The sequence below is a fragment of the Vagococcus hydrophili genome, from assembly GCF_011304195.1.
In the GTDB taxonomy this organism is placed as follows: Bacteria; Bacillota; Bacilli; order Lactobacillales; family Vagococcaceae; genus Vagococcus; species Vagococcus hydrophili.
Window position 1 is genome coordinate 65,208 of the sequence record NZ_CP049887.1, and the last position, 23,592, is coordinate 88,799.

Genomic DNA, 23,592 nt, shown 5'->3' on the forward strand with positions numbered 1-23,592 from the left:
ATTTTTTTACTTATTTTTCATTCTGATACCACTCTTAGCTGCTGCAAGATAGGCAACAGGTACTCGGTAAGGTGAACAAGATACATAGTCTAAGCCTAGTTGATCAAAGAACTCAATGGAATGTGGATCTCCTCCTAATTCCCCGCAAACCCCAATTTTCATATCTGGCTTCGTTTTTCTGGTTTTTTCAACAGCAATCTTAATTAATTCCCCCACACCTGTCACATCTAGTGTTTGGAATGGGTCAATTGGTAATACCCCTTCTGCCAGGTATTGATTAATGTATTTGGCCGCGTCATCTCTTGAGAAACCAAAAGTCATTTGCGTTAAATCATTGGTTCCAAAACTAAAGAAGTCGGCACTTTTAGCTAATTCATCCGCAATCAGACATGCTCTCGGTAGTTCAATCATCGTTCCCAAAGTAAAAGGAACACTGCAATCTTCAGAATCCATAATATGATTAATATGGTTCTCTAATTTAGTTCTTAAACTACTTAGCTCACCTTCCATTCCTACTAATGGTATCATAATTTCTGGAAAAACTTCCATCTGACTTGATTTTTTTAGTTCAATGGCACTTCTGATGATTGCTTCCACTTGCATGATGTAAAGTTCTGGATAGGTCACAGCTAAACGACAGCCTCGATGACCTAACATTGGATTAATTTCATGTAGTTCATTCACTCGATGTTGTAAATAATCATACTGAACACCCATCTCCTCAGCAATCTTGCGAATATCTCCTTCTTTTGACGGAACAAACTCATGCAGAGGTGGATCAAGTAAACGAATCACCGTTGACTTACCACTAATCGTTTTGAATATTTCTTTAAAATCATCAATTTGATAACCTAGAATAGTCTGTAGTGCTTTGTTTCGTTCTTCTTGATTACTTGCTAAGATAAAACGGCGCATTTCGATTAAACGCTCGGGCGCAAAAAACATGTGCTCTGTTCGAACTAAACCGATACCACTCGCTTCAAAAGCCATTCCTGTTTCGATATCAGATGTCATTTCTGCATTCATTCGAACTTCTAAGCGTGAAAATTCTTTGGACCAAGCCATGACTGTTTCGAAGTATTCGTTTTTCTCAGACAATTCAAGAGAAACTTCCCCCACATACAAATCCCCATTTGTTCCATCAACTGAAATGATGTCCCCTTCTTTTAAGACACCTTTAGGATAGGTTACCGTCTTAATAAATTCATCAATTTCAAGCTCGCTACACCCTGCCACACAACAGGTTCCCATACCACGAGCAACCACTGCCGCGTGAGACGTCATCCCACCGCGACTTGTCACAATCGCCTGACTAACCACCATGCCACCAATATCTTCTGGGGAGGTTTCTTGTCTCACCAAAATGACTTTTTCACCACGCTCTGACCATTCTTTTGCCACTGCCGCATCAAAACAAATTTTACCTGTGGCAGAACCTGGACTGGCAGGAAGTCCCACTGTTGAAATCAATTCAGCTGATTTTAATGCTTCTTCTACAAAGACCGGATGCAATAATTGATTGACTGAATGTGGATCCAAACTTAAAATCGCTTCTTCTTTTGTTTTTAACCCTTCTTCCACCATATCAACAGCCACTTTAAAAGCTGCGTGAGCTGTTCGTTTACCATTTCTAGTTTGAAGTAGGTATAATTTTTTATTTTCAATGGTAAATTCAATATCTTGCATATCTTGATAGTGTTTTTCTAAAGTTTCTGACATCTCAAAAAATTGTTTATAAACTTCTGGCATAGCTGTCTTTAATTCTGAAATTGGAAGTGGTGTTCTAATTCCTGCCACTACATCTTCTCCTTGTGCATTGATTAAATATTCCCCAAACAGTTTATTCTCTCCTGTTGATGGATTTCTTGTAAAAGCCACACCTGTCCCACTATTTGGACCGCTATTCCCAAAAACCATTAGTTGAATGTTCACAGCTGTTCCTAAATCGTCTGAAATATCATGTAACTTACGGTAAATGTTAGCGCGTTCATTATTCCAAGAACTAAACACTGCCTCAATGGCTGCGAATAATTGTTCTTTTGGATTCTGAGGAAAAGCTTGTTTCTTAATTTCCAAATAGATGCGTTTATACTCATGAACGATTTCTTTCAACTGATCTGCCGTTAATTCTGAATCTAGTTTGACTCTATTTTTTCGTTTATAAAATTCTAAAAAGTTTTCAAAATGAGAACCATCAATCCCGTAAACCACGTCACCAAACATTTGAAGTAAACGGCGGTAACAATCATAAGCAAATTCTTCATCTTGAGTCACACGTGCCAAGTGCTCCACGTTTTCGTCATTCAGTCCTAAATTTAAAACCGTGTCCATCATGCCAGGCATTGAGAATTTAGAACCACTTCTGACAGAAAGTAACATCATGTTTTCTGGATCATTTAATGATTTTCCCGAACGCTCTTCTAATTGTTTCAAATGTAATTCAATCTCATCTTGAACGTCTTTTGTTAGCATTCTTTCATTGTTTAAATAAGTCATACACGTTTCAGTTGTAATCGTAAAACCATCTGGAACAGGTAATCCTAAGCGCGTCATTTCAGCTAAGTTTGCCCCCTTACCTCCTAAAAGCCCTTTCATTTCTGCATTACCTTCACTGAAACTGTACACATTTTTTGTCATGAATAATCCTCCAAACGTTTTATTAAATCTAAAAACATTATATAATACGTCTTATATAATTTCAATAAGATGTATTATATAATTAATAAAACGCACATATAAAAAAGAAGCTGACGCTAGGACTACACCCGACACGACAACTTCTCTAAAGTTAAATTAATTTTTTATTAAAAAGTTTTATACTTAATAAGTGAATCATACTGTTTTAAAGTGTTACTTCAAGAAAAACGTCGTATAAACATAGGACATTACATACAAGATATAAATATGAGCTGGGTAGAAAATGTAAAAGAAATATTTACTTCCTTTCCCTCTTTGCCCATTATATAAAGCTATTAAAACAATCGAGAAAATCATCATCCATTGATGGTTCCCAGAAAAAAGATTCGTAAAATTAAAGCCTGTGGAAATCAAACCAACCAGTAAAATCGCGATGTATTGAATAATTCTTTTTTCTCTAAATAGATATAAAACAGCTCCCAAGATAACTACTAGAAAGCCACCTTCAACCGTAATAAATGATGGAAATATCATTGAACTATAAACAGCTAACATTGGATTTGTATTTAAAAATAACAAAAATAAAACTGTTGGAATAGCTGGTAATACTAACATTAAGATTGCCTTTAAAAATTTCTTTTCTTTTAAACTATCAATCATCGACATCATCATTGTTGACAATAACATCGTACCAAAAACATTGTTCATTAAAACAACAGATTCTAATGGAAATACTCGACTAAAAATAAAAGTAAGAACATTCATCAGCCAAAAGCCGATTAGTAATCGTAGCATATATTTTTTACGATCTCTTGTATAGTGAAATCCTTCTGCTGCCATGAATAAAAAGATCGGTAACACCAATCGACCTAACATACCAAACCATAGTGGAGCACCTGCATAGTAAAACATTTGATGAACATGATCAAAGACCATTAAGATAATACCAATCAATTTTAATTGTGTGCCTGTGATACCATATTTTTGTTGATTCATAAAAAAACTCCCTTTCAAACCTTTCTTATATCATAAAGGAAATTAAGAATATTTTTAATGGAAGTATCTTACAACTAACTTACATTTTTGTTATAAAAAAGAAAGCTGACTTTTTACGATCAGCTTTCCGTTCTATCTTATACATGTGTCAACGTATTACTTTCGACGTCAAATTGTTTATCTACTAAGCCATTATAAAATTCTGGCTCATGGGAAACGACAATCAATGTGCCTTCATAATCTTTTAAGGCACGTTTCAACCCATCTTTAGTACCCTGATCTAAATGGTTCGTTGGCTCATCTAAAATTAAGAAATTACTTTTCTTAAGGGTTAGACCACACAATTTAACTTTAGTTTGTTCTCCCCCACTTAATTGATCTAGTGCTTTTGTTACATTGTCATCAATAATCCCACTACGAGATAGATAACGACGAACTTCTTTATTATTTAATTTCGGAAATTGTTCTTTAATCCAATCAAAGGCAGATTGATGCGGGTTTGACCAAACTAAATCTTGAGAGAAATAACTAATTTTAGCTTCTCTTGATAATTCGATTTCACCATTAATCGCTTGAATTTCACCAATTAACGTTTTTAAAAGAGTTGATTTCCCAATCCCATTAAACCCGTTAATCGCAATTTTTTCGCCGTTTTGAACCAATAGATTAATGGGTGGTAATAATGCTTTTTTGCTATAACCAATCTCTAAGCGTTTCACTTCCACGACTAAATTTCCGTGAGAAGCTGTATATGGAAAATGGAAATGCCCTGGTTTTGGTGAAACTGGTGGTGTTAAGCGGTCCATTCTATTTAATTGTTTTTCACGACTTTTCGCCATGGTTGAACGACTACCCGCTTTATATTTTCTGATATAGGTTTCTAACTTGTCAATTTCTTTTTGTTGTTTTTCAAATTCACGATGCAAATGTTCCTGTTGTGCTTCTTTTTGTTTCATCGCCGCGTCGTAATTTCCCATGTATTTTGTTAACGTTTGGAATTCGATATCACAAATACAATTAGTCACACGATTTAAAAATTCACGGTCATGGGAAATAACAATATAGGTATCTTCTAATTGATTTAAATAATCTGATAGCCAATCAATATGTTCCGCATCTAAGTAGTTCGTTGGCTCATCTAAAAGGAACACATCCGCTTTTTCTAATAATAATTTTGCTAGAGATACTTTTGAACGTTGACCACCACTTAGGGCATCCACTTCACGATCTAAACCAATCGCATTAATCCCAAGACCTGTTGCAACACGTTCGATTTCAGTTTCAATATTATAGAAATCATTGTTTTCTAATATATCTTGATACTGACCAATTTCTTCCAACAAAGCATCATCATAGGTCTCTGCATACGTCATATATAATTCTTGAATTTTATCATTCATCTCATATAAATGTTTGAAGGCACGTTTCAAATAATCAAAAATTGTATTCCCTTCATCATAAGTCAGTTGTTGTTCTAAATAAGAGATTCTTAAATTATTTTGCCAAACAATTTGACCCCCATCTGGTAAAACTTCTCCTTGAATCATCTTTAAAAGCGTTGATTTTCCAGCCCCATTTTTTCCAGTTAAGCCTAAATGCTCCCCTTTGTTGACTCTTAAACCACTATCTTTATATAAAACTTTATCTGGTAATTCATAATCTAAATTGGTAATTGTTAATATACTCATTTTTTCTTTCCTTCTTTCTACAAATTAAAAGAGACTAACCGAAATTTTGTGGTTAATCTCTCTACTTCTATCCTAGACAAAAATAGAGAAGACGACGGAAACATTTTCAAGTCGCCCTCCCCACAATCACTATTAGAATAGAAGTATCAACAAATAAGACTGTTATTTTCAGTCTTTTTAAGTTACTTATTCTCAATAGTGATGAAGAAATTTCTCTTACGCTCTGAACATATGCTTCATCTATTTCTAATGTTCAGAGCAAATTCGTCTAATCAAGACCATTTTACTCACCCTTAACTTTATTAAATGAAATATAACATACTAAAAAATGTACGTCAAACATGAAATTTTTCAAAAAATAGTTTTCATCGGTTGATAAGTCAACCTAAATGCGTTAACATGACTTCTTGGGGAGGAATTTATTATGATAATACAAAAATTAAATAGTGTGTTTGGTAAAAAAATTGTTGAAATGTTCTTAATTACTCTTGGTTCTTTTGTTGTCTCTTTAGGATTTAACGCCTTTTTATTTCCTAATCGAATTGTTTCTGGAGGAATTAACGGTTTAACGATTATTCTTTTTGAAACCTTACATTGGTCTCCAAGTATTGTTTTGTATTCTGTTAATATTGTCTTACTCTTTCTTTGTTTCTTTATTTTAGGCAAGGAAGTTTTCATGAAAAGTGTCCTAGGTAGCTTACTGGTTCCTTTATTTGTTTCTTTATTACATGACATGGAACCTGCAACAACAGACCCTATTTTAGCTTCGATCTTTGGTGGAGTAACTATCGGGATTGGTGTTGGTCTTGTTTTCTTAGGAAATGGTTCAACTGGTGGGACAACATTAATCGCTAAAATTATTCAGAAATATACACAATTAAAACTTGGTCTTTTAACAGGACTTTGTGATGGTTTAGTTATTTTAAGTGCTCTTTTTGTTTTTGATATTCAACGCGTTTTATATGCGATGATTGCTTTATATTTAACAGCTCGTGTGATTGATATGGTTCAAGTAGGACCTGATTTATCAAAAAATCTATTTATCATCTCACCTAAATTTGAAGAAATCCGTGAAGCCCTTCTTCATCAACAACAAACTGGTGTGACTTATTTACCAGTTGAAGGCGGACATCGTTTAGATCAGAAAAAAATGATTATGACGGTTATTCGTGACAATGACTACACAAAAATTAAACAAGCCATTTTAGAAATTGACCCAGAAGCTTTTATGGTTATTTCAAGTGCTAATGAAGTTTACGGTAAAGGCTTTACTTTATTCAGAGATTAAACATTAATAAAAATAGGTTCTTACCCAAGATTATTTGGATAAGAACCTATTTTTTTGCTATTTTAAAAATTTTATTTTTCCTTTTAGTTCTAAATTCAATAGATAATGAAATATTTTTTTAAGTCCGTAAAAGACAAAAGGCACAGCAATCATTAACGGCACGTAAACCACCATTAAATGGAAATCAAAAATATTAACCAATGAAAAAATATTGGCAAAGAAGATAAATATTACTAAAAAAATTGCTGCTAGTGAACCTATTAAAGCATAAATTTTCCAGCTTAGAGGTTTTGCAATATAGTGAAGAGCGATGAAACAAACCATACCTGTTAACCAAACTGTTACTGTTGATTTTTCATCGTAACTCCAATTAAGCATGTTCCCTATTATCTCAATAGCAAGAGAAAAGACCACCACACTAAATCCACTAGATAAAGCTGGTTCAAAGACATTTCTTAAAAACTTCCCTTTAATCGGTGCTGTGTTAGGACGTAACGCCAAGAAGAATGACGGAATACCAACAGTCAATGAGCTAATCGGACTTAACTGAATAGGTTGGAAAGGATAATTGGATGCTAAGAAAATAAATAGCACCGCTAATACCATGGAATAAACCGTCTTCGTTAAATAAAGTGAGGCGACTCGTTGAATATTATTAATCACTTTTCGACCTTCTAACACCACACCTACCATAGAATCAAAATTAGAATCGAGTAACACAAAATCCGCAATTCCTTTCGCTGCGTCACTCCCATTCGACATCACAATACTACAATCTGCTTTTTTAAGGGCTAAGATATCATTAACTCCGTCACCTGTCATTCCAACGACATGATCCTCTGCTTGAAGAGCATCGACTAATAAACGTTTTTGTTCTGGTGAGACACGTCCAAAAATTCGGTACTCTTTTATTAACTCAGGTATATCTTCATCCTTCACTTGACTCATATCAATTTTTTTATCAGGGTTTGAGACACCTGCTCGTTTAGCAATTTGGGACACAGTTTCTGGGTGATCTCCTGAAATAATACAAATATCTACTTCTTGTTCTTTGAAGTATTGAAGCGTTTGTGGTGCCTCTGGTCTAATCTCATCTTCCAAATAAATGAAACCAAGTAAAGTTAAGTCTTCAGGTAATTGTGTACCTGTTATGAGAGTATCACTTTTTGCCACTGCAATAATCCGTAACCCGTGAGCCATGGCTTCTTTCATTTTATCGATTTGAGCCTGTTCAAACGTTTGAAATAAATACTCAGGGGCTCCCATGTAATAGCTACCTTCACCTTCAAATGAGATGGCACTCCATTTTCTTGCAGATGAAAAAGGGATTTGTTTAGCCATTTTTAGATTTGTACTCCGTTGATTAAAGTAGGTCATCAACGCTTGTCCTGTGGCATTATCTTCATCTAACCCATGGATCATTGACGCAACTAACTCATCAAAATCATAATCAGTCCAATTAACGTCTGCAAAAGGTTCGCTTTCAACAACTTTTAATTTACCACTCGTTAAAGTGCCTGTTTTATCCAAACAAAGAACATCCACTCTTGCAAGAGTTTCGATTGAGCCCATGGTTTGAACCAGAACATTTTGTTTGCTTAATTTAACCACTCCAACTGCTAAAGCGACTGAAGTTAATAAAACTAATCCTTCTGGAATCATCCCAATAACAGCTGCCGTACTTCCTAAAATAGCTTTATCAATATGAACACCGCTCGCAATACTCGTCGTTAAAAGAATGGCACCCACTGGAATAATTACAAAAGTTAAAATGCGAATTAATTTTTTCATCATAATGATTAACTCACTGTAAATTCCTTTGGTTTGCTTAGCTTCCATTGTTAATTTGTATGTATAACTTTCTTCTCCCACTTTGGTTGCTTGCATTACAGCATTACCACTCACCACAAAGCTACCTGAAAAGACCTCAGAACCATTTATCTTCTCAACAGGATCAGATTCACCTGTTAATTGAGATTCATCACACTCAATACCTTCTGTTTCGATGATAACCCCATCAACAATAATTTGTTGCCCACGCCTAATCATAATTAAGTCATCTTTAACTACTTCGTCTTGAGGAATTTCGACTTTTTCAAAATTTCGTATCACAACAGCCTTAGCTTGATTTAAAAGTGTTAATTTATCAATATTCTTCTTAGCTCTAATCTCCTGATAAATACCAATAAACGTATTCGTTATGATCACACCTAAAAAGAGTAAATTTTTGTAACTGCCTGTGTAGATGATAAAACCTGCAATAATTAAATTAATAAAATTAAACAGAGTTAAACTGTTTTCAGCTAATATCTGCCTAAAATTACGCGTCGTTGTAGGAGCTGACGTGTTAGCCTCACCTCTTGCTTTTCGATTAGCTACTTCTGAACTTGTCAAACCCGGGTATTTGCTTTTATTTTCCATTCACTTACCTCAATCGTTTATTTTTTTAATCATGTGTCAGTTATATATTTAAAATTTAACAATTTTACTTTTCAATACTATAAGATTACCATTAATATTTTAAATAAAACACGTACCTAAGACCGAGTTAGCATAAATTTAAGAAAAGAGTGGATCAAAAATCGGTTTGCTCTGAGTAACTGATATTAGAAATAAAAAAAGACTGACTAATTTTTTAGTCAATCTCTCTAACCTCTATTTACCCATAACAAGTTGTGTAATACGTTGAATACAGAATGAAATTTCATCCGTTGCTTCATCTTGTTTTGTTTCAGATGTGTTAAATTGTTCTTGGTTAACTGAAGTTTCTTCTACATTAATTGAGTCAACCATCTCTTGACATCCAAAAACATATGTCTCAAATGATTTTTCTAATTTTTTGTGAATACCAATTACTTTAACTGGTGCTTTTAACCCTTTAATTTCTGCTAACAATGTACGGTATTTATCCGTTCCACTCATGAATAATTCTTTGGTTTCTTTTAATTGTTCACTCGTTAAATCGGCTAGTTTTTTTGAATCAATTGCTGTTCTGATTGTTTCATATGATGGGTTCATTAATTCCCCAATCTCCTCAGATGTGGTAACGATGTCATTTATTTTTTGAATATAATATCCTAAATTTGGTTTTTTCAAAACGATCCCTCTTTCTAAATTTACTCTCTTATCCATTTTAACTTGTTTCCAAGAAAAATTAAAGCTTTCTTTAGAAAAAATAGATGATATCATTACTTTTGTCTTAATTTGTAAGCTTCTTCGATAATACTGTATTCATTTTCAATGCTTAACAACACCTGATATGGGTCTTCAACGGGGATATCCTTTGATTTAAAATAATCAAAGATAGCACAAAAATATTTTCTTTCTTGAGACTCTCTAAAAAAAGCACGATCTAAATTAAGCTCAACTTCTTCACCATTTTTTAGTTGGAAAATTAGTAAAAAAGCCTCCCTGTCATAATACATTTGTCTCGGTCGATATGCTACAGTCGTTCCCAACCCTTGATTCCCCTGATTATTAAAGTAAATAATCATTTTTTCAATTTCACTATACGTTATTTTTTTAGTTTTTCTTATACCAAACATTCCTAAAATAGCTCTCACTAAAACAGGACTATACATACTATTGTCAAAGTACTCTATTCCCGTTTTACTAATCGTAAAATAAGTATAATAACGTTTAAAATTAACAAATCCTGTCAGTTGAATCAAACAAATTAAAATGATTCCTGAGAGAGCACCTAGTTGAGAATCTCTTGATGTAAAAATATCCGGTAAACTAGATATAATCATTAACAACGGAATAAACATCGAAGCAAAAAAGACAAATTTAGATGTCAAACGATCATACTCAAACGGTAAGGGGAACTGTTCTTTTTCGAGTATCAACTCATCAAGTGACAAATCAAGCAATTCACTTAATCGAATTAAATTCTCAACACTAGGCAGAGCATCACCTCGCTCCCATTTAGAAATAGACTGCCTCGAGATATTCATTCGATTCGCTAACTCTTCTTGACTGAATTTATTAAGTTCTCGATATTTTTTTATGTTTGAAGAAATAATCATCTCCACCAACTCCTTTTGTTACTCTAATTCTAGCATTTTCTTCTAAAATTGTAACGAACCGTTTAGTTGCAACCTTGATATAATGGGATTTCTCAAAAAAAGAGACTAACGTAATTGTCAGTCTCTCCTCTGTTTATACTAATGTTTTTCTTTGGAAGAATTTTACAATTTCAACAATTGGAATGATTGAAATGGATGCACCAAAGACAATTATCCATTGATGTAAATCTAAATGCGCTACTTTAAAGATGTCATTAAATCCCGGAATAACAATTGTCACTGCTAACAATGTAAAGGATAAAAGAATCGCATAGTTAAAGGTTTTATTTTTAAATAAACCGACTTTAAAGATTGATTCATGGACCGATTTCACATTGAAGGCATGGAATAATTGAATTAAGCCTAATGTGGCATAAGCCATTGTTAGTGCATCTGCATGAATGGCTTCATAGCCTGTATGAACAGGGTATGTAATTGCCATGAAGTAGACACCTAATGTAATAGCCGCTTCAACAATTCCTTGATAGACGATACTACTAAAGACACCGCCAGAGAATAAATCAGAGTTACGTCCGCGTGGTTTTAATTTCATAATGCCAGCTTCAACTGGTTCTAAACCTAAAGCAATGGCTGGGAAAGTATCAGTTACCACATTAATCCATAACAAATGAACTGGCATAAGTGTGTCCCAACCAATCATTGTGGCAATGAAAAGAGTTAGAACTTCACCAAGGTTTGCAGCAAGTAAATATTGCACTGTCTTTTGAATGTTTGAGAAGACTTTACGACCTTCTTCAACAGCAATAACAATCGTTGAAAAATTATCATCTGCTAAGACCATGTCACTGGCACCTTTAGAGACTTCGGTACCTGTAATTCCCATTCCAATACCAATATCTGCGGTTTTAAGAGCAGGGGCATCATTAACACCATCTCCCGTCATGGCAACCACTTTTCCATCTTTTTGCCAAGCTTTCACAATTCTTACTTTATGTTCTGGAGACACACGAGCATAGACTGAATATTGTTCAATTTTTTCAGCTAATTCCTCGTCACTCATTTCATTTAGTTCGCCACCTGTAATTACAGCGTTGTGTTGCTCTTTGTTAATAATCCCTAAACGAATCGCAATCGCTTCTGCTGTATCACGATGATCTCCCGTAATCATAATCGGTCTAATGCCAGCTTCTTTTGCTACTTTAACGGCTTCTGCTGCTTCTTTTCGCTCTGGATCAATCATTCCAATAAGACCTGAGAAGATTAACTCACGTTCTACCATATCAGACTCTAAATTTTCTGGAACACTTTCTGAGATTTGATAAGCCATCGCTAAAACACGCAACGCTTGTTTAGCCATGTTTGTATTATTGGTTAAAATAAGTTCTTGTTGCTCTTGATCCATTCGTTTAATTTCACCATGAACATCATAAAAAGAACAACGTTTTAATAACTCATCTGGTGCCCCTTTTACAGCGATTAAAAATTTGCCATCTGCTAATTTATGAACCGTTGTCATGAGTTTACGATCTGAATCAAAAGGTATTTCTGCTACACGTGGTTCTACAGTTAAGGCATCACTCACATTAAATCCACGTTCCATACCGAATTTAACCAAGGCCGTTTCAGTCGGGTCACCAATTAACGTCCCGTCGTCAGAAATTTTGGTATCGTTACAAAACGTCATAATTTTTAACGTTTGGTTGTCTAAAGGTAAGTTTTCATCTACTTCAATTGTTTCGTTATTAGAGAAAACTTCTTCTACTGTCATTTGATTTAATGTTAGTGTTCCAGTTTTATCTGAACAAATAATATCTGTACTACCTAAGGTTTCAACTGCAGGTAATTTACGAACCAAGGCATTTCGTTTGGCCATTTTTTGAGTACCTAGTGCTAAGATAATCGTGACAATCGCTGGTAAGCCTTCCGGAATAGCCGCAACTGCCAAAGAAACGGAAGTTAATAACATCTCAATCCAAGTGTGCCCACCACGTAACATGCCAATTGCAAACATAATGACACAGATTGCTAAGATGACAACAGATAAACTTTTCCCTAATTTATTCAAGTTCTCTTTTAACGGCGTATTAGTTTCATCGGCTTGAGCCAACATGTTAGCAATTTTACCGACTTCGGTATTCATTCCAGTGCCCACAATGACACCCACACCACGACCATACGTTACATTACTGTTCATATAGCCCATATTAAGCCGATCGCCAATCCCAATGTCAGCTTTAGCTAAAGTGGCAATATTTTTCTCCACTGGAACAGATTCACCAGTTAACGCGGCTTCCTCAATTTTTAATGAAGCTGCTTCAATTAAGCGCATATCAGCTGGAATGACATCTCCTGCCTCTAGTAACACAATATCACCTGGTACTAATTCATTACTTTTAATAACTTTGGTCGTACCATCTCGTTTCACATTGGCATTAGGTGTGGACATATCTTTTAAGGCTTCGATGGCTTCTTCAGCTTTTGCTTCTTGAATCACACCAAAGACTGCCATAATCATAACCACCACAATAATCATAATCGCTTCAATTTTATCTCCCATCGCAAATGAGACAAGGGCTGCTGCAATCAAAACAATAATCATAAAATCTTTAAATTGATCAGCAAATTTACTTAACCAACTTTTCTTTTTACCTTCATCCAATTGGTTATGTCCGTAACTTTCTAATCTTTGATTCACTTCTGAAGTTGTTAATCCTTCACTGGATGACTCTACTTTTTCCAAAACACTTTCAATTTCCTCAGTATAAAAAGGGATTTCAAGCTGTTTTTTCTTTTCTTCTGACATGCTATATCCTCCTAAAACTTTTTTCTAAACATCTATAAAAAAAGAGACTCATGCATGCCTTAACATACATAAGTCTCACAATTTAAGGCCATACCTAAAATTAAACTGATAATTTTTTCTTTGATAATGTTATTATAGCACGCCCTGTTTTTCTTAACAATTTTTTCAAGATTTTCTTTGAACTTTCCATTCATTTTCACGGACTTCTTGTTCCATACCTTGAATAAATCGTTGCTTAATGAGCGGATAATCTAAGGAAAGTGTTTCAATCATCTGTTTCATCTCTTCACGCTTTGTCTTCTTATCAACGGGGCATGGGTTAAAGATAACTGGTAGTTCCTTATTTTTAACAAAACGAATAATATCTTTTTCTTCAATATAAATCATCGGTCTAATCAAAGAAATATCTGTTTTGCTTAAGTAAGACATAGGTTCAAAACTTTCCATTCGACCATGAAATAAAAAATTCATAAAATAGGTTTCTATGGCATCATCCAGGTGATGACCTAGAGCGACTTTCTCACAGCCCAATTCTTTGGCTCGAGAATAAAGATAACCTCTTCTCATCTTAGCACACAAAGAACAAGGATTTTTCTCTTCTCGAATATCAAAAACAACCTTAGCGATATCTGTTTCAACGATATCTAAGTCATACCCTCGCGATTCCACAAATTCTTTCATGGGAGCGATATCCATCTCAAAGCCCATATCTAAACATATAGGAACCACTTCAAAATTAAACCCTAGTCGTCCTTGTTTGGATAAGGTGTCTAGGAATAGAAAAAGACTCGTGCTGTCTTTTCCTCCACTCATTCCAACAGCAACCTTTTCACCAGGTTCAATCAAACCATAATTACTAATGGCCTTCATGATTGGGTTGTAATACGTTTGATTTTCTTTCTTTTTAAATGTCATAATCATCCTCTTAAATTCTTTTCAATTTAAAATAACTTCAGACTATACTTTTCACCTGAAACAATATCGTACTGAACAAGTTGGTATGTATCAAAAATAGCTTGTTCCTCTTTTGATAGCTGCACTTCTTTTTGCCAGTCATTTTCATGGAAGTACATCTCTTTTTCGAATGCTGGTAGTATTTCATGAACCTCTCTTAATAATTCATTAAAACCAGTCGCTTTGACTCCATCTGTTTGTCCGATCATTGAAGGAAAATAGAAGGGACTAATTGTTTCTTTAACACCTGGTCCATTTTCTTTCGTATCATAAATAAAATATTCTGTCAGATGAGTATCAATCATGGTGTTCTCTTTTAACGTCTCTTCTGAATAGATTCCAGGCAAATGATCTCCCCAAAAAACAAGGGTTGTTGGTCTCTCTAATTTATCTAGTTCTGAAATAAATTTTTCTAAAGCCTCCGTCGTATAAGCAATATCCTGAGCATAATTATCAATATTAACTGAATTTTCCATGCCCTTCACTTGATAATCTGAAGAGGCATATTTATTCGTATAAGGCATATGAGTTTGCATCGTGACTAAATGGACGAATTGTGGCTGGTTCGGATCAGCTAAAACATCTAATATTTCATCAAAAGCGGATTGATCAGAAATAAACCCATTTTTTGATAATTTTTCTTGATGCTTCATGGTTTTCTCATCTAAAAATTGATCAAAGCCAAACGTTTGATACACATCTTTCCTTTTATACATAGATGTATTGTAAGGATGGATGGCAGTTGTTTGGTAGTTTTGTTCTTTTAATGTAGAAACAATCGATGGAAACGCCTTTTCTTTTGGTAACATCATGGTATACGGTGTTGTCATTTGTGGGTTTAACAATGCCATTGAAAAACCAGTTAAAGCTTCAAATTCAATATTAGCCGTTCCACCACCATAATTTTGAGATAGCATTTGACCATGTATGGAAGCATCACTGGTGATTTCACGATATTTTTTTAACGGGTCTGCGTTAAATTCAATGCCTTTTAATCTGGATGGATCTGAAAAACTTTCCGACATCACATAAACAATATTCGGTTGTTTACTTTTCTTCTTGTCTTCATTTGTTTTTTCAGCTTTTCCATTGTATTCTTTAACGATTTTATCCATTTCTTGACGTGAATAATTAGCTGGTTTATCCATTCCTTCAACATTTAAATTAAACAAGAAACCGCCCATAAAACCAGTATTATAGTAATTCATCTTCTGACTATAAGGAATCCATAACGCGGTTCTATCATAAGCTTTTTTTAGTAAGTTGTTTGGCTGATTAAAATTGCTCGCATAGACTAAAAACAAGGTTGATAGTAATAGCGTCATAACTCTTGCTTTTTGTTTCCTTAAAGGCAATTCTAGTGATTTCTTAAACGTCAAACCAAACCATAACAAGACCACAACAATAATGACTAAAAATAGAATAAACAGTGGTAAACCTAAAATATCTCTCAGCATACTCCATTCAAACAACATTTTTAAATCATCAGGATAAATAGGTTCCATTCGAGCAGACATTTTCATATTATTAGCAATCCCAAGAAAAATAATTGAGACACTATAAAAAATATTCCCCACTTTAAAAGAGCCTGATAATGAAACAAGTAGTAAATTTAACGCAAATAAAACCAAAGTTCCAAGTAAAAATTTCTCTGTGTGCCAAGAAAAAGCAAACTTAGTAGCTAGTTTAAACGACCACTCATTTTGAGATAATTGTAAATAATAATTACTTAGAAATGTCACAAGCAAACTAATGAAGCCACCAAACCATGGCGTCTTCAACCAATACATTATTTTTTCTTTTTTTGTCATTCTATCAACGATTCCTTACTTCCAAAATGTGTCATCTTTAGTAATTGGTAAATGACGTTTATGTTCCGTTTTTAAGAACCAAGCTTCAATCACTTTGGCATTGTCTTCGCTGACTTCTTTACCTTCTAAATAATCATCAATGGCATCATAATTAACACCCAAAGCTACTTCGTCAGCGACCATCGGCTTGTTTTCTTCTAAATCAGCTGTAGGTACTTTTAGATAAAGAGCTTCATCAGCTTCTAAAAAGGCTAGCATTTGTTTTCCTTGACGCTTACTTAAGCCAGATAAAGGTAGTAAATCGGCTGCACCATCACCAAATTTTGTATAAAAACCAGTAATATTTTCAGCAGCATGATCCGTTCCCAAGACAGCTCCTTTAAATTCACCTGCGATGGCATATTGTGTGATCATACGTGATCTTGCTTTCATATTTCCTTTGTTAAAATCACTAATTTCTAGATTTGAGTTCACTTTAAATTCAGAAACTAGGGCATCTACGGAAGGTTTAATATTAACGGTAAAGACTTTATCAGCTTGAATGAAATCCAATGCTTTTTGAGCATCGGCTTCATCATTTTGCGCACCGTAAGGCAGACGAACGGCGATAAATTGATAAGCCTCATTTCCAGTTTCTTCTCTGATTTCACTAATTGCCAGTTGTGCCAAACGACCAGCTAAAGTTGAATCTTGTCCTCCACTAATCCCTAAAACTAAAGATTGGATAAATGGGTATTTTTTTAAGTATGATTTAATAAAATCAATTCTTTCTCTGACCTCATTTGGTACATCTATACTTGGTTTTGATTTTAATTCACTAATAATTCTTTTTTGCAGTTCTCTCATGCTCTCACTCCTTAATATGCTACATTATAACATACTAGATTTGCTCAGCTTATTAATTTTTCATTTAAATTATCTTGATTTTATACTAAAAATAAACACTTAAAAATTTGTGATTATTCCCATTCTAAATAATCTAATTCTTGCCATTTTTGTTTCCATTTATTGATTTTTTCTTCATATACTTTTTTATCTATCATTATCTTATTCGGGCGTACGATTAATTCAAATAAATCTTCCAAACCATAAGGAGCGTAGACGATTAATTGATTATTTATTAACCTTACACCTATTGAAGTGGCAGTTGTCGGCCAAGATTTGATGGCTTCTTCCACTGTATCATAAGCTTTAATCTCTTTCCCGAAAGCTTCGTTATACCATAAATGCACCCTAGCTTCATTCGTCACATCACTTTGAAACTCATTTGTTTCAAAATGTTTTTGAATGGATTCTCTGTATTTTATTTCTTTTTCCTCAGATAAATCCGAATCATAATACACAATATCTACATCACTAATTCCATGGTTTAATGGCTTATCTAAAATATAGTTCCACACCGTTTGAGTAATTGCTCCTCCACCCACATAATAATTAGGAAGATTAAATTTCTCTATATCTTTTAATATTTGAAACAAAGAATCATTTTTTTCTAAAATAAATTCTAGTATTTGAATTTGTTCTTCTGAAACATGAATTGAATTACTATTAATTGTCATTTTTATTTACCTTTCTAAAGTGATGCGCTAATTCTTCTATCATACAAATATAAATTCCAATCTGTTTTTCTATATTTATCCACCTATCCATCGAGAAAATAATAATTCATATAACATTTCCTAATTGGTTAGGTTCCATTTCAATTGAAAAGAAACTGCCATTTGTAAAAATACAATTTACATTAGTAACTGTAAAAAAAGTCAGACCTATGTGCTTTACTATGTGTTCCTTAATTTATATATTTGAAAGTAAAGTTACTTTATCTTTTATTCAATTGTTAATTTATTTTTTTAATGTTGATACTGAATTAATTAGTATTACCATTGATGATACACCATTCTCTTTTTATGAACATTATATCGATTTTTCGCTACTTATTGATACTTTTTTATAATTTAGTTAAATTCATAAATATTTCAATATATATAAATTTCAAAAAAAGAGAAAAAGAGAACTTAATAATTTATTTAAGAAAGCCATTCAACTAATCTATTTGTTCAATAACCCAATAATGATATTTCAATTTGAGATAAATATAGAAGTTCTTTATCCATAAAAGTCGCTAAAAAATAACATCTTAACAAAACATGATCACTCTCTCAAAATAATTCTACTCTAAAACTTTTAAATGGCATACTCCTTTCTAAAATCCATAAATAAATTAACATGTTTTCCGAAGAAATTTCCATAGTAAAATATATCTAAAATACTTGAATAATTTAATAGGATATAGATTTATTATTAAAAATTTTAACTCCAGTAATTTAGAAGTTATCTATTCCCTCAATATATTAAAAAGTAAGTTAACACTAATTAATGTTATACTAGGATAAGAGAAGCAAATTTAAGAGAGGATGATTAATAATGGCATATCATTTTATTGCAATAGCAAGTTATTATTCTGGTGGTCGTAGAATCGGTTGGCATTATTCTTCAAACGAAATCCTGAATAAAGAGGTTATCTCAGATTTTTTAGAATCTAGTCAAAAGAAACTAGGTAAAGTTGAGTTTGGAATTCATAAACTAACTACTGACAACACTAGTTGGTCTAGCATTATTGAAAAAGATAGTTATTTCGAAGATGTCATGATAATTAAAGATAAAAACAAATTTTTAGAAATGCTAGATGAAGATAAACAAATATCAGTTTTTGACATTGCTAAATTCTTTTTATCGGTAGGATCAGTTACCAATTTGAAGTTACAAAAACTTATTTATTTATCATACGCTACTCATTTGAACAGAACTGGAGATCGACTATTCACTGAACCTATAGTTGCCTACAAATACGGACCAGTAATTGAAGATGTTTATACAATGTACAAACAATTCGGAAAAGAAAGCATTTCTGAAGATAAAGAACCAGAGCTTCAGTTACGTCATATGTCCTTACCTTTATCTTTAGCTAAAATCACTTTAAACGATAGCTCAAAAGAAATTATGGAAACTTTAAATCAAACTATTAAAAAATATTGGCATAAAAGTGCATCGGAACTAGTTACATTAACTCATGTAACTGATGGACCATGGGATCGAGTTTATAAAGAACAACCTTTTTGCGGTGTTATTACTGATGATTTAATTAGGCAATATCATTATTTAGAAGTCGTATAACTATTTTTATCAGAAAATCCCTAACGATTAATTTCGCTAGGGATTTTTTATTTCATCACGATTTATTAGGACATATAAAAAAGACCTCTTATCAAATTGATAAGAAGTCTTAAAACTTTGTCTAGAACAATGTTTTATACGCGAAAGATTACTCTGCAGCGTTTTCGTCTTTGAGACCGTATTTTTTGTTGAAACGATCCACACGTCCGTCTGCTTGAGTGAATTTTTGACGTCCTGTATAGAATGGATGTGAATCCGATGTTACTTCGACACGGATTACTGGGTAAGTGTTACCATCTTCCCACTCGATAGTTTCTTCTGAATGTTTAGTTGATCCAGATAAGAATTTGAACCCTGTTTGTGAGTCCATATAAACTACTGGATGGTATTCTGGATGAATTCCTTGTTTCATGTTCTTTTCTCTCCTTTGCCCTGAACCATTTGCTGGAACAGAGTTAATATACAACGCTCTTATTCTAACATGTTAATTTTAGTTTAGCAATTATTTTTTAGAAAAAGATACATCTTTAAATGTCTCATAAAATTGTGTGTTTGAATCAGTTTTCTTCAACATCGTTAAGAATTGGTTGGTAAACTCGATAGAATCGCCCTTCATGTGACGACGAACTTTCCAAACTTCTTCTAAATGCTCTGGTGCAATCAGTAGTTCTTCTTTTCTTGTACCTGAGCGTTTAATGTTAATTGCTGGGAAGACACGTCTTTCAGATAATTCTCTTGAAAGATGAAGCTCCATGTTACCAGTTCCTTTAAACTCTTCATAAATCACATCATCCATACGACTTCCTGTATCGACTAAAGCTGTGGCTAAAATAGTTAAGCTGCCACCTTCTTCAATGTTTCTAGCTGAACCGAAGAAACGCTTTGGTTTGTAAAAGGCAGCTGGATCAATCCCCCACTTAGTGTTCGTCCACTTGGTGGGATAACTAAGTTATAAGCTCTAGCAAGTTTCGTGATGCTATCCATTAGGATTACAACATCACGTTTATCTTCTACTAAACGTAAGGCTCTCTCAAGAACCAATTCTACCACTTTTGTATGATTTTCAGGTTTTTGATCGAAAGTTGAAGAAACAACTTCTCCTTTAACACTACGTTCAATGTCCGTTACCTCTTCAGGTCTTTCATCGATTAAAAGGACGATTAATTCCACATCAGGGTAGTTTTTACTAATCCCATTTGCAATCTCTTTGATGACACTTGTTTTACCTGCTTTAGGTGGGGCAACGATTAGACCACGTTGTCCAAATCCAACAGGAGCAAAAATATCAACCATACGAGTCGCTAAACGTGTTTTATGTGTTTCTAATTTAATTTGTTTTTCAGGATATAACGCTGTTAGTGCTGGAAAATGAGGACGCTCTTTAGCTTCCTCAGGATTTTTACCATTAACACTCTCTACATGCATTAAACCATAATAACGTTCTGATTCTTTTGGTGGGCGTGCTTTACCAGCAACTTTGTCCCCATTTCTTAAGCCAAAACGACGGATTTGAGAAGTTGAAATATAAATATCTTCTTTACTAGATGTATAGTTAATCGGTCTTAAAAACCCATAACCATCTTGAGAGACGATATCTAAGACACCTTCCATCATAAAGAAACCTTGCTTTTCAGCTTGCGCACGAATAACTGCTAAAGATAATTCCTTTTTATTCATTTGGCTATAATAAGGAATTTTATATTCTTTTGCATAAGCGTAAATGTCTTTTAATGTTTTATTTTCCAATTCACCCATTGTTAAATAATCGCGCATTTAGGTTTACTCCTCTTCCATCCAGATTTCTGCACCAAGATTCGTTAATTTTCCGATAATATCGTCATAACCACGTAAAATATTTTCTACGTTTGAAATTTTAGTGATACCTTCTGCCATGATACCAGCAGTAACTAAACAAGCTCCCGCTCTTAAATCACTTGCAGCTACTTCTGCACCGTGTAATTGAAGATCTTCATTACCGTTTATGACAATCATGCTACCTTCAATACTAGCGTCAGCTCCCATACGAACTAATTCTGGAATATGGTTCACACGTTGCTCATAGATTGTATCAGTCACAATACTTGTCCCTTTTGTTAGCATTAATAATGGTGTGATTGGTTGTTGTAAGTCTGTAGCAAAACCTGGGTAAGGCACTGTTGTAATGTTAACAGCTTTTAAATTAGATGAAGGGTGAACCGTAATTTGATCCTCTTCAATCGTCATTTTAACGCCCATCTCTTTAAGTTTTGCGATAAAGCTTTCTAAATGTTCATGAATCACGTTTTGAACTTTAACACCATCACCGTAAGCACCAGCTAATGCTAAATAAGTTCCAGCTTCAATGCGGTCAGGAATAATTGAATGACGACATCCGTGTAATTCTTCAACACCATCGATTCTGATTTCATCTGTACCAGCACCACGAATTGAAGCTCCCATATTATTTAAAAGTGTGGCAACATCAATAATTTCAGGTTCTTTAGCCGCATTTTCAATCACAGTACGACCTTTAGCCTTAACAGCTGCTAACATAATGTTGATCGTTGCACCTATTGAAACTGTATCTAAATAGATTCTAGTTCCTGTTAAACCTTCATCTGCTTTAAGGTAAGTTGCACCATTTTCTGTTGTTACAGTAGCTCCTAATGATTCAAACCCTTTAATATGTAAATCAATTGGTCTTGGTCCTAAGTAACAGCCACCAGGAAGTCCTACAACACCTTCGTTAAATTTACCTAATAAAGCTCCCATGAAATAATAAGAAGCTCTTAAACTTTGAATTTTACCACTTGGCATTGGTGTTGATTTCATATTTGTTGGGTCGATTTTCATGCGGTTGCTTTCAAACGTCACACTAACGCCCATTAATTCTAAAATTTCTTTCAATGAATACACATCTTGTATGTCAGGAACGCCTTCTAAGATAACTGGTGAGTCGGCTAAAATTGCTGCTGGGATTAAAGCCACCGCACTATTTTTAGCTCCACTTATTTTGACTTCACCTTTTAGTTTTTTTCCACCATTAATCACTAATTTTTTCATTATATTTTTATATCCTCACTTTATTCTTTAAAAAAGCTGCTTTTTAAAAAGCAGCTAGAATATCATCTATTTTATTGACCATTTGTATTTTACCATAAAACAGCAAGTAAAAAAAGATTTAGATAGTTTCAGTGAAAAGAAAAAGAGGCTGACAAAAAATTGTCAACCTCTTTAAAAATTTAATTATGCTTTACCGTTTGAACCGAACCATTCAATACGTTGTTTAACTAATTCAGTAACAGCTGTAAATCCAGGTGCTAATAATTTACGAGGGTCAAAGCCTTTTCCTTCAAGGTCTTTTCCTTCTTCGATATATTTACGAGTTGCTGCTGCGAATACTTCTTGACACTCAGTGTTAACGTTAATTTTAGAAACGCCTAAAGAGATAGCTTTTTGTACTTGCTCTAAAGGAATACCAGATCCACCGTGTAATACTAATGGTTTACCATCAGTTACGTCAGCGATTGCTGCTAATGTTTCAAAACTTAATCCAGTCCAGTTTTCTGGGTATGAACCGTGGATGTTACCAATTCCTGCTGCTAAGAAATCAATACCTGTGTCAGACATTGCTTTACATTCAGCTGGATCTGCTAATTCACCAGAACCGATGATTCCGTCTTCTTCTCCACCAATGCTTCCAACTTCACATTCAACAGAAACGCCTGCTGCGTGAGCTTTAGCTACAACATCTTTTGCTTTTTCTAAGTTTTCTTCAAATGGTAAGTGAGAACCATCGAACATAACTGAAGTGTATCCAATTTCGATACATTTTAAAGCATCTTCGTATTCACCATGATCTAAATGTAAAGCTACTGGTACAGTAATGCCCATTGAATCGATTAAATCTTTAACGATATCGTAACACATTTGGTAGCCACCCATATATTTAGCTGCTCCCATTGATGTTTGGATCATAACTGGAGAATTTGCTTCTTGAGCACCTTGTAAAATTGCTTTTGTCCACTCTAAATTGTTTGTATTGAAAGCGCCAACTGCATATTTACCTTCTCTAGCTTGTTTTAACATTTCTGCTGCTGATACTAATGCCATAATTAACTTCCTCCTAATTTTGGATAACAATTTTGTTAAGTTTTACTTAACTAACACGGTTATTTTAACATTCTTTAAAAAATTTTGCTAGTCAAATCACAATTTTTGATTATCTTTTCTG

General features: G+C 33.8%; 16 protein-coding genes and 1 pseudogene. 2 read left to right on the forward strand and 15 right to left on the reverse strand.

From position 1 onward, the window contains the following. Positions 1-6 precede the first annotated feature (6 nt). From ppdK to G7082_RS00405, 3 genes are all read right to left on the reverse strand, one after another. On the reverse strand, positions 7-2,637 hold the full coding sequence (gene ppdK, locus G7082_RS00395; protein WP_166033204.1) for a pyruvate, phosphate dikinase: 2,631 nt from the start codon (positions 2,635-2,637) through the stop codon (positions 7-9). A 213-nt stretch (positions 2,638-2,850) separates the two neighbouring features. After that, positions 2,851-3,633 (reverse strand): TraX family protein, encoded by a 783-nt coding sequence (locus G7082_RS00400; RefSeq protein ID WP_166033205.1) that lies wholly within the window; start codon positions 3,631-3,633, stop codon positions 2,851-2,853. A gap of 137 nt (positions 3,634-3,770) precedes the next feature. Beyond that, complete coding sequence (locus G7082_RS00405; protein WP_166033206.1) at positions 3,771-5,321, reverse strand: ABC-F family ATP-binding cassette domain-containing protein; 1,551 nt, start codon at positions 5,319-5,321, stop codon at positions 3,771-3,773. Between the two features lie 424 nt (positions 5,322-5,745). Here G7082_RS00405 and G7082_RS00410 point away from each other — a divergent pair, with 424 nt between their 5' ends. After that, on the forward strand, positions 5,746-6,609 hold the full coding sequence (locus G7082_RS00410; protein ID WP_166033207.1) for a YitT family protein: 864 nt from the start codon (positions 5,746-5,748) through the stop codon (positions 6,607-6,609). Between the two features lie 57 nt (positions 6,610-6,666). Here the strand turns inward: G7082_RS00410 and G7082_RS00415 are convergent, their stop codons facing one another. From G7082_RS00415 to G7082_RS00450, 8 genes are all read right to left on the reverse strand, one after another. Further along, positions 6,667-9,030 carry an HAD-IC family P-type ATPase gene (locus tag G7082_RS00415; RefSeq protein WP_166033208.1) on the reverse strand — a complete coding sequence of 788 codons (2,364 nt, stop codon included), beginning with the start codon at positions 9,028-9,030 and terminating at the stop codon, positions 6,667-6,669. Between the two features lie 234 nt (positions 9,031-9,264). After that, positions 9,265-9,705 (reverse strand): hypothetical protein, encoded by a 441-nt coding sequence (locus G7082_RS00420; RefSeq protein ID WP_238842674.1) that lies wholly within the window; start codon positions 9,703-9,705, stop codon positions 9,265-9,267. A gap of 92 nt (positions 9,706-9,797) precedes the next feature. Next, on the reverse strand, positions 9,798-10,637 hold the full coding sequence (locus G7082_RS00425; RefSeq protein WP_166033210.1) for a helix-turn-helix domain-containing protein: 840 nt from the start codon (positions 10,635-10,637) through the stop codon (positions 9,798-9,800). Positions 10,638-10,770: 133 nt separating this feature from the next. Next, a complete protein-coding gene (locus tag G7082_RS00430; RefSeq protein ID WP_166033211.1) occupies positions 10,771-13,440 on the reverse strand; it encodes a cation-translocating P-type ATPase in 2,670 nt (889 codons plus the stop codon). Positions 13,441-13,605: 165 nt separating this feature from the next. After that, positions 13,606-14,355 carry a tRNA 2-thiocytidine biosynthesis TtcA family protein gene (locus G7082_RS00435; protein WP_166033212.1) on the reverse strand — a complete coding sequence of 250 codons (750 nt, stop codon included), beginning with the start codon at positions 14,353-14,355 and terminating at the stop codon, positions 13,606-13,608. A 26-nt stretch (positions 14,356-14,381) separates the two neighbouring features. Further along, positions 14,382-16,205, reverse strand: coding sequence for an LTA synthase family protein (locus G7082_RS00440; protein WP_166033213.1), 1,824 nt, complete (start codon positions 16,203-16,205; stop codon positions 14,382-14,384). A gap of 15 nt (positions 16,206-16,220) precedes the next feature. Next, on the reverse strand, positions 16,221-17,051 hold the full coding sequence (nadE, locus tag G7082_RS00445; protein WP_166033214.1) for an ammonia-dependent NAD(+) synthetase: 831 nt from the start codon (positions 17,049-17,051) through the stop codon (positions 16,221-16,223). 113 nt (positions 17,052-17,164) lie between these two features. Next, positions 17,165-17,764, reverse strand: a complete 600-nt coding sequence (locus G7082_RS00450) for a nucleotidyltransferase family protein (protein ID WP_166033215.1) — start codon at positions 17,762-17,764, stop codon at positions 17,165-17,167. Positions 17,765-18,629: 865 nt separating this feature from the next. Here G7082_RS00450 and G7082_RS00455 point away from each other — a divergent pair. Then, positions 18,630-19,379 carry a Panacea domain-containing protein gene (locus tag G7082_RS00455; RefSeq protein WP_238842675.1) on the forward strand — a complete coding sequence of 250 codons (750 nt, stop codon included), beginning with the start codon at positions 18,630-18,632 and terminating at the stop codon, positions 19,377-19,379. Positions 19,380-19,527: 148 nt separating this feature from the next. Here G7082_RS00455 and G7082_RS00460 read toward each other — a convergent pair whose 3' ends face one another. The 4 genes and pseudogenes from G7082_RS00460 to G7082_RS00475 all read right to left on the reverse strand — a co-directional run bounded on the left by G7082_RS00460 (position 19,528) and on the right by G7082_RS00475 (position 23,471). Then, complete coding sequence (locus G7082_RS00460) at positions 19,528-19,791, reverse strand: type B 50S ribosomal protein L31 (RefSeq protein WP_166033216.1); 264 nt, start codon at positions 19,789-19,791, stop codon at positions 19,528-19,530. A 90-nt stretch (positions 19,792-19,881) separates the two neighbouring features. Next, a pseudogene (rho, locus tag G7082_RS00465) lies at positions 19,882-21,152 on the reverse strand (transcription termination factor Rho). Positions 21,153-21,158: 6 nt separating this feature from the next. Continuing rightward, positions 21,159-22,421, reverse strand: coding sequence for a UDP-N-acetylglucosamine 1-carboxyvinyltransferase (locus G7082_RS00470; RefSeq protein WP_166033217.1), 1,263 nt, complete (start codon positions 22,419-22,421; stop codon positions 21,159-21,161). A 183-nt stretch (positions 22,422-22,604) separates the two neighbouring features. Then, positions 22,605-23,471 (reverse strand): class II fructose-bisphosphate aldolase, encoded by an 867-nt coding sequence (locus G7082_RS00475; protein WP_166033218.1) that lies wholly within the window; start codon positions 23,469-23,471, stop codon positions 22,605-22,607. Positions 23,472-23,592 lie beyond the last annotated feature (121 nt).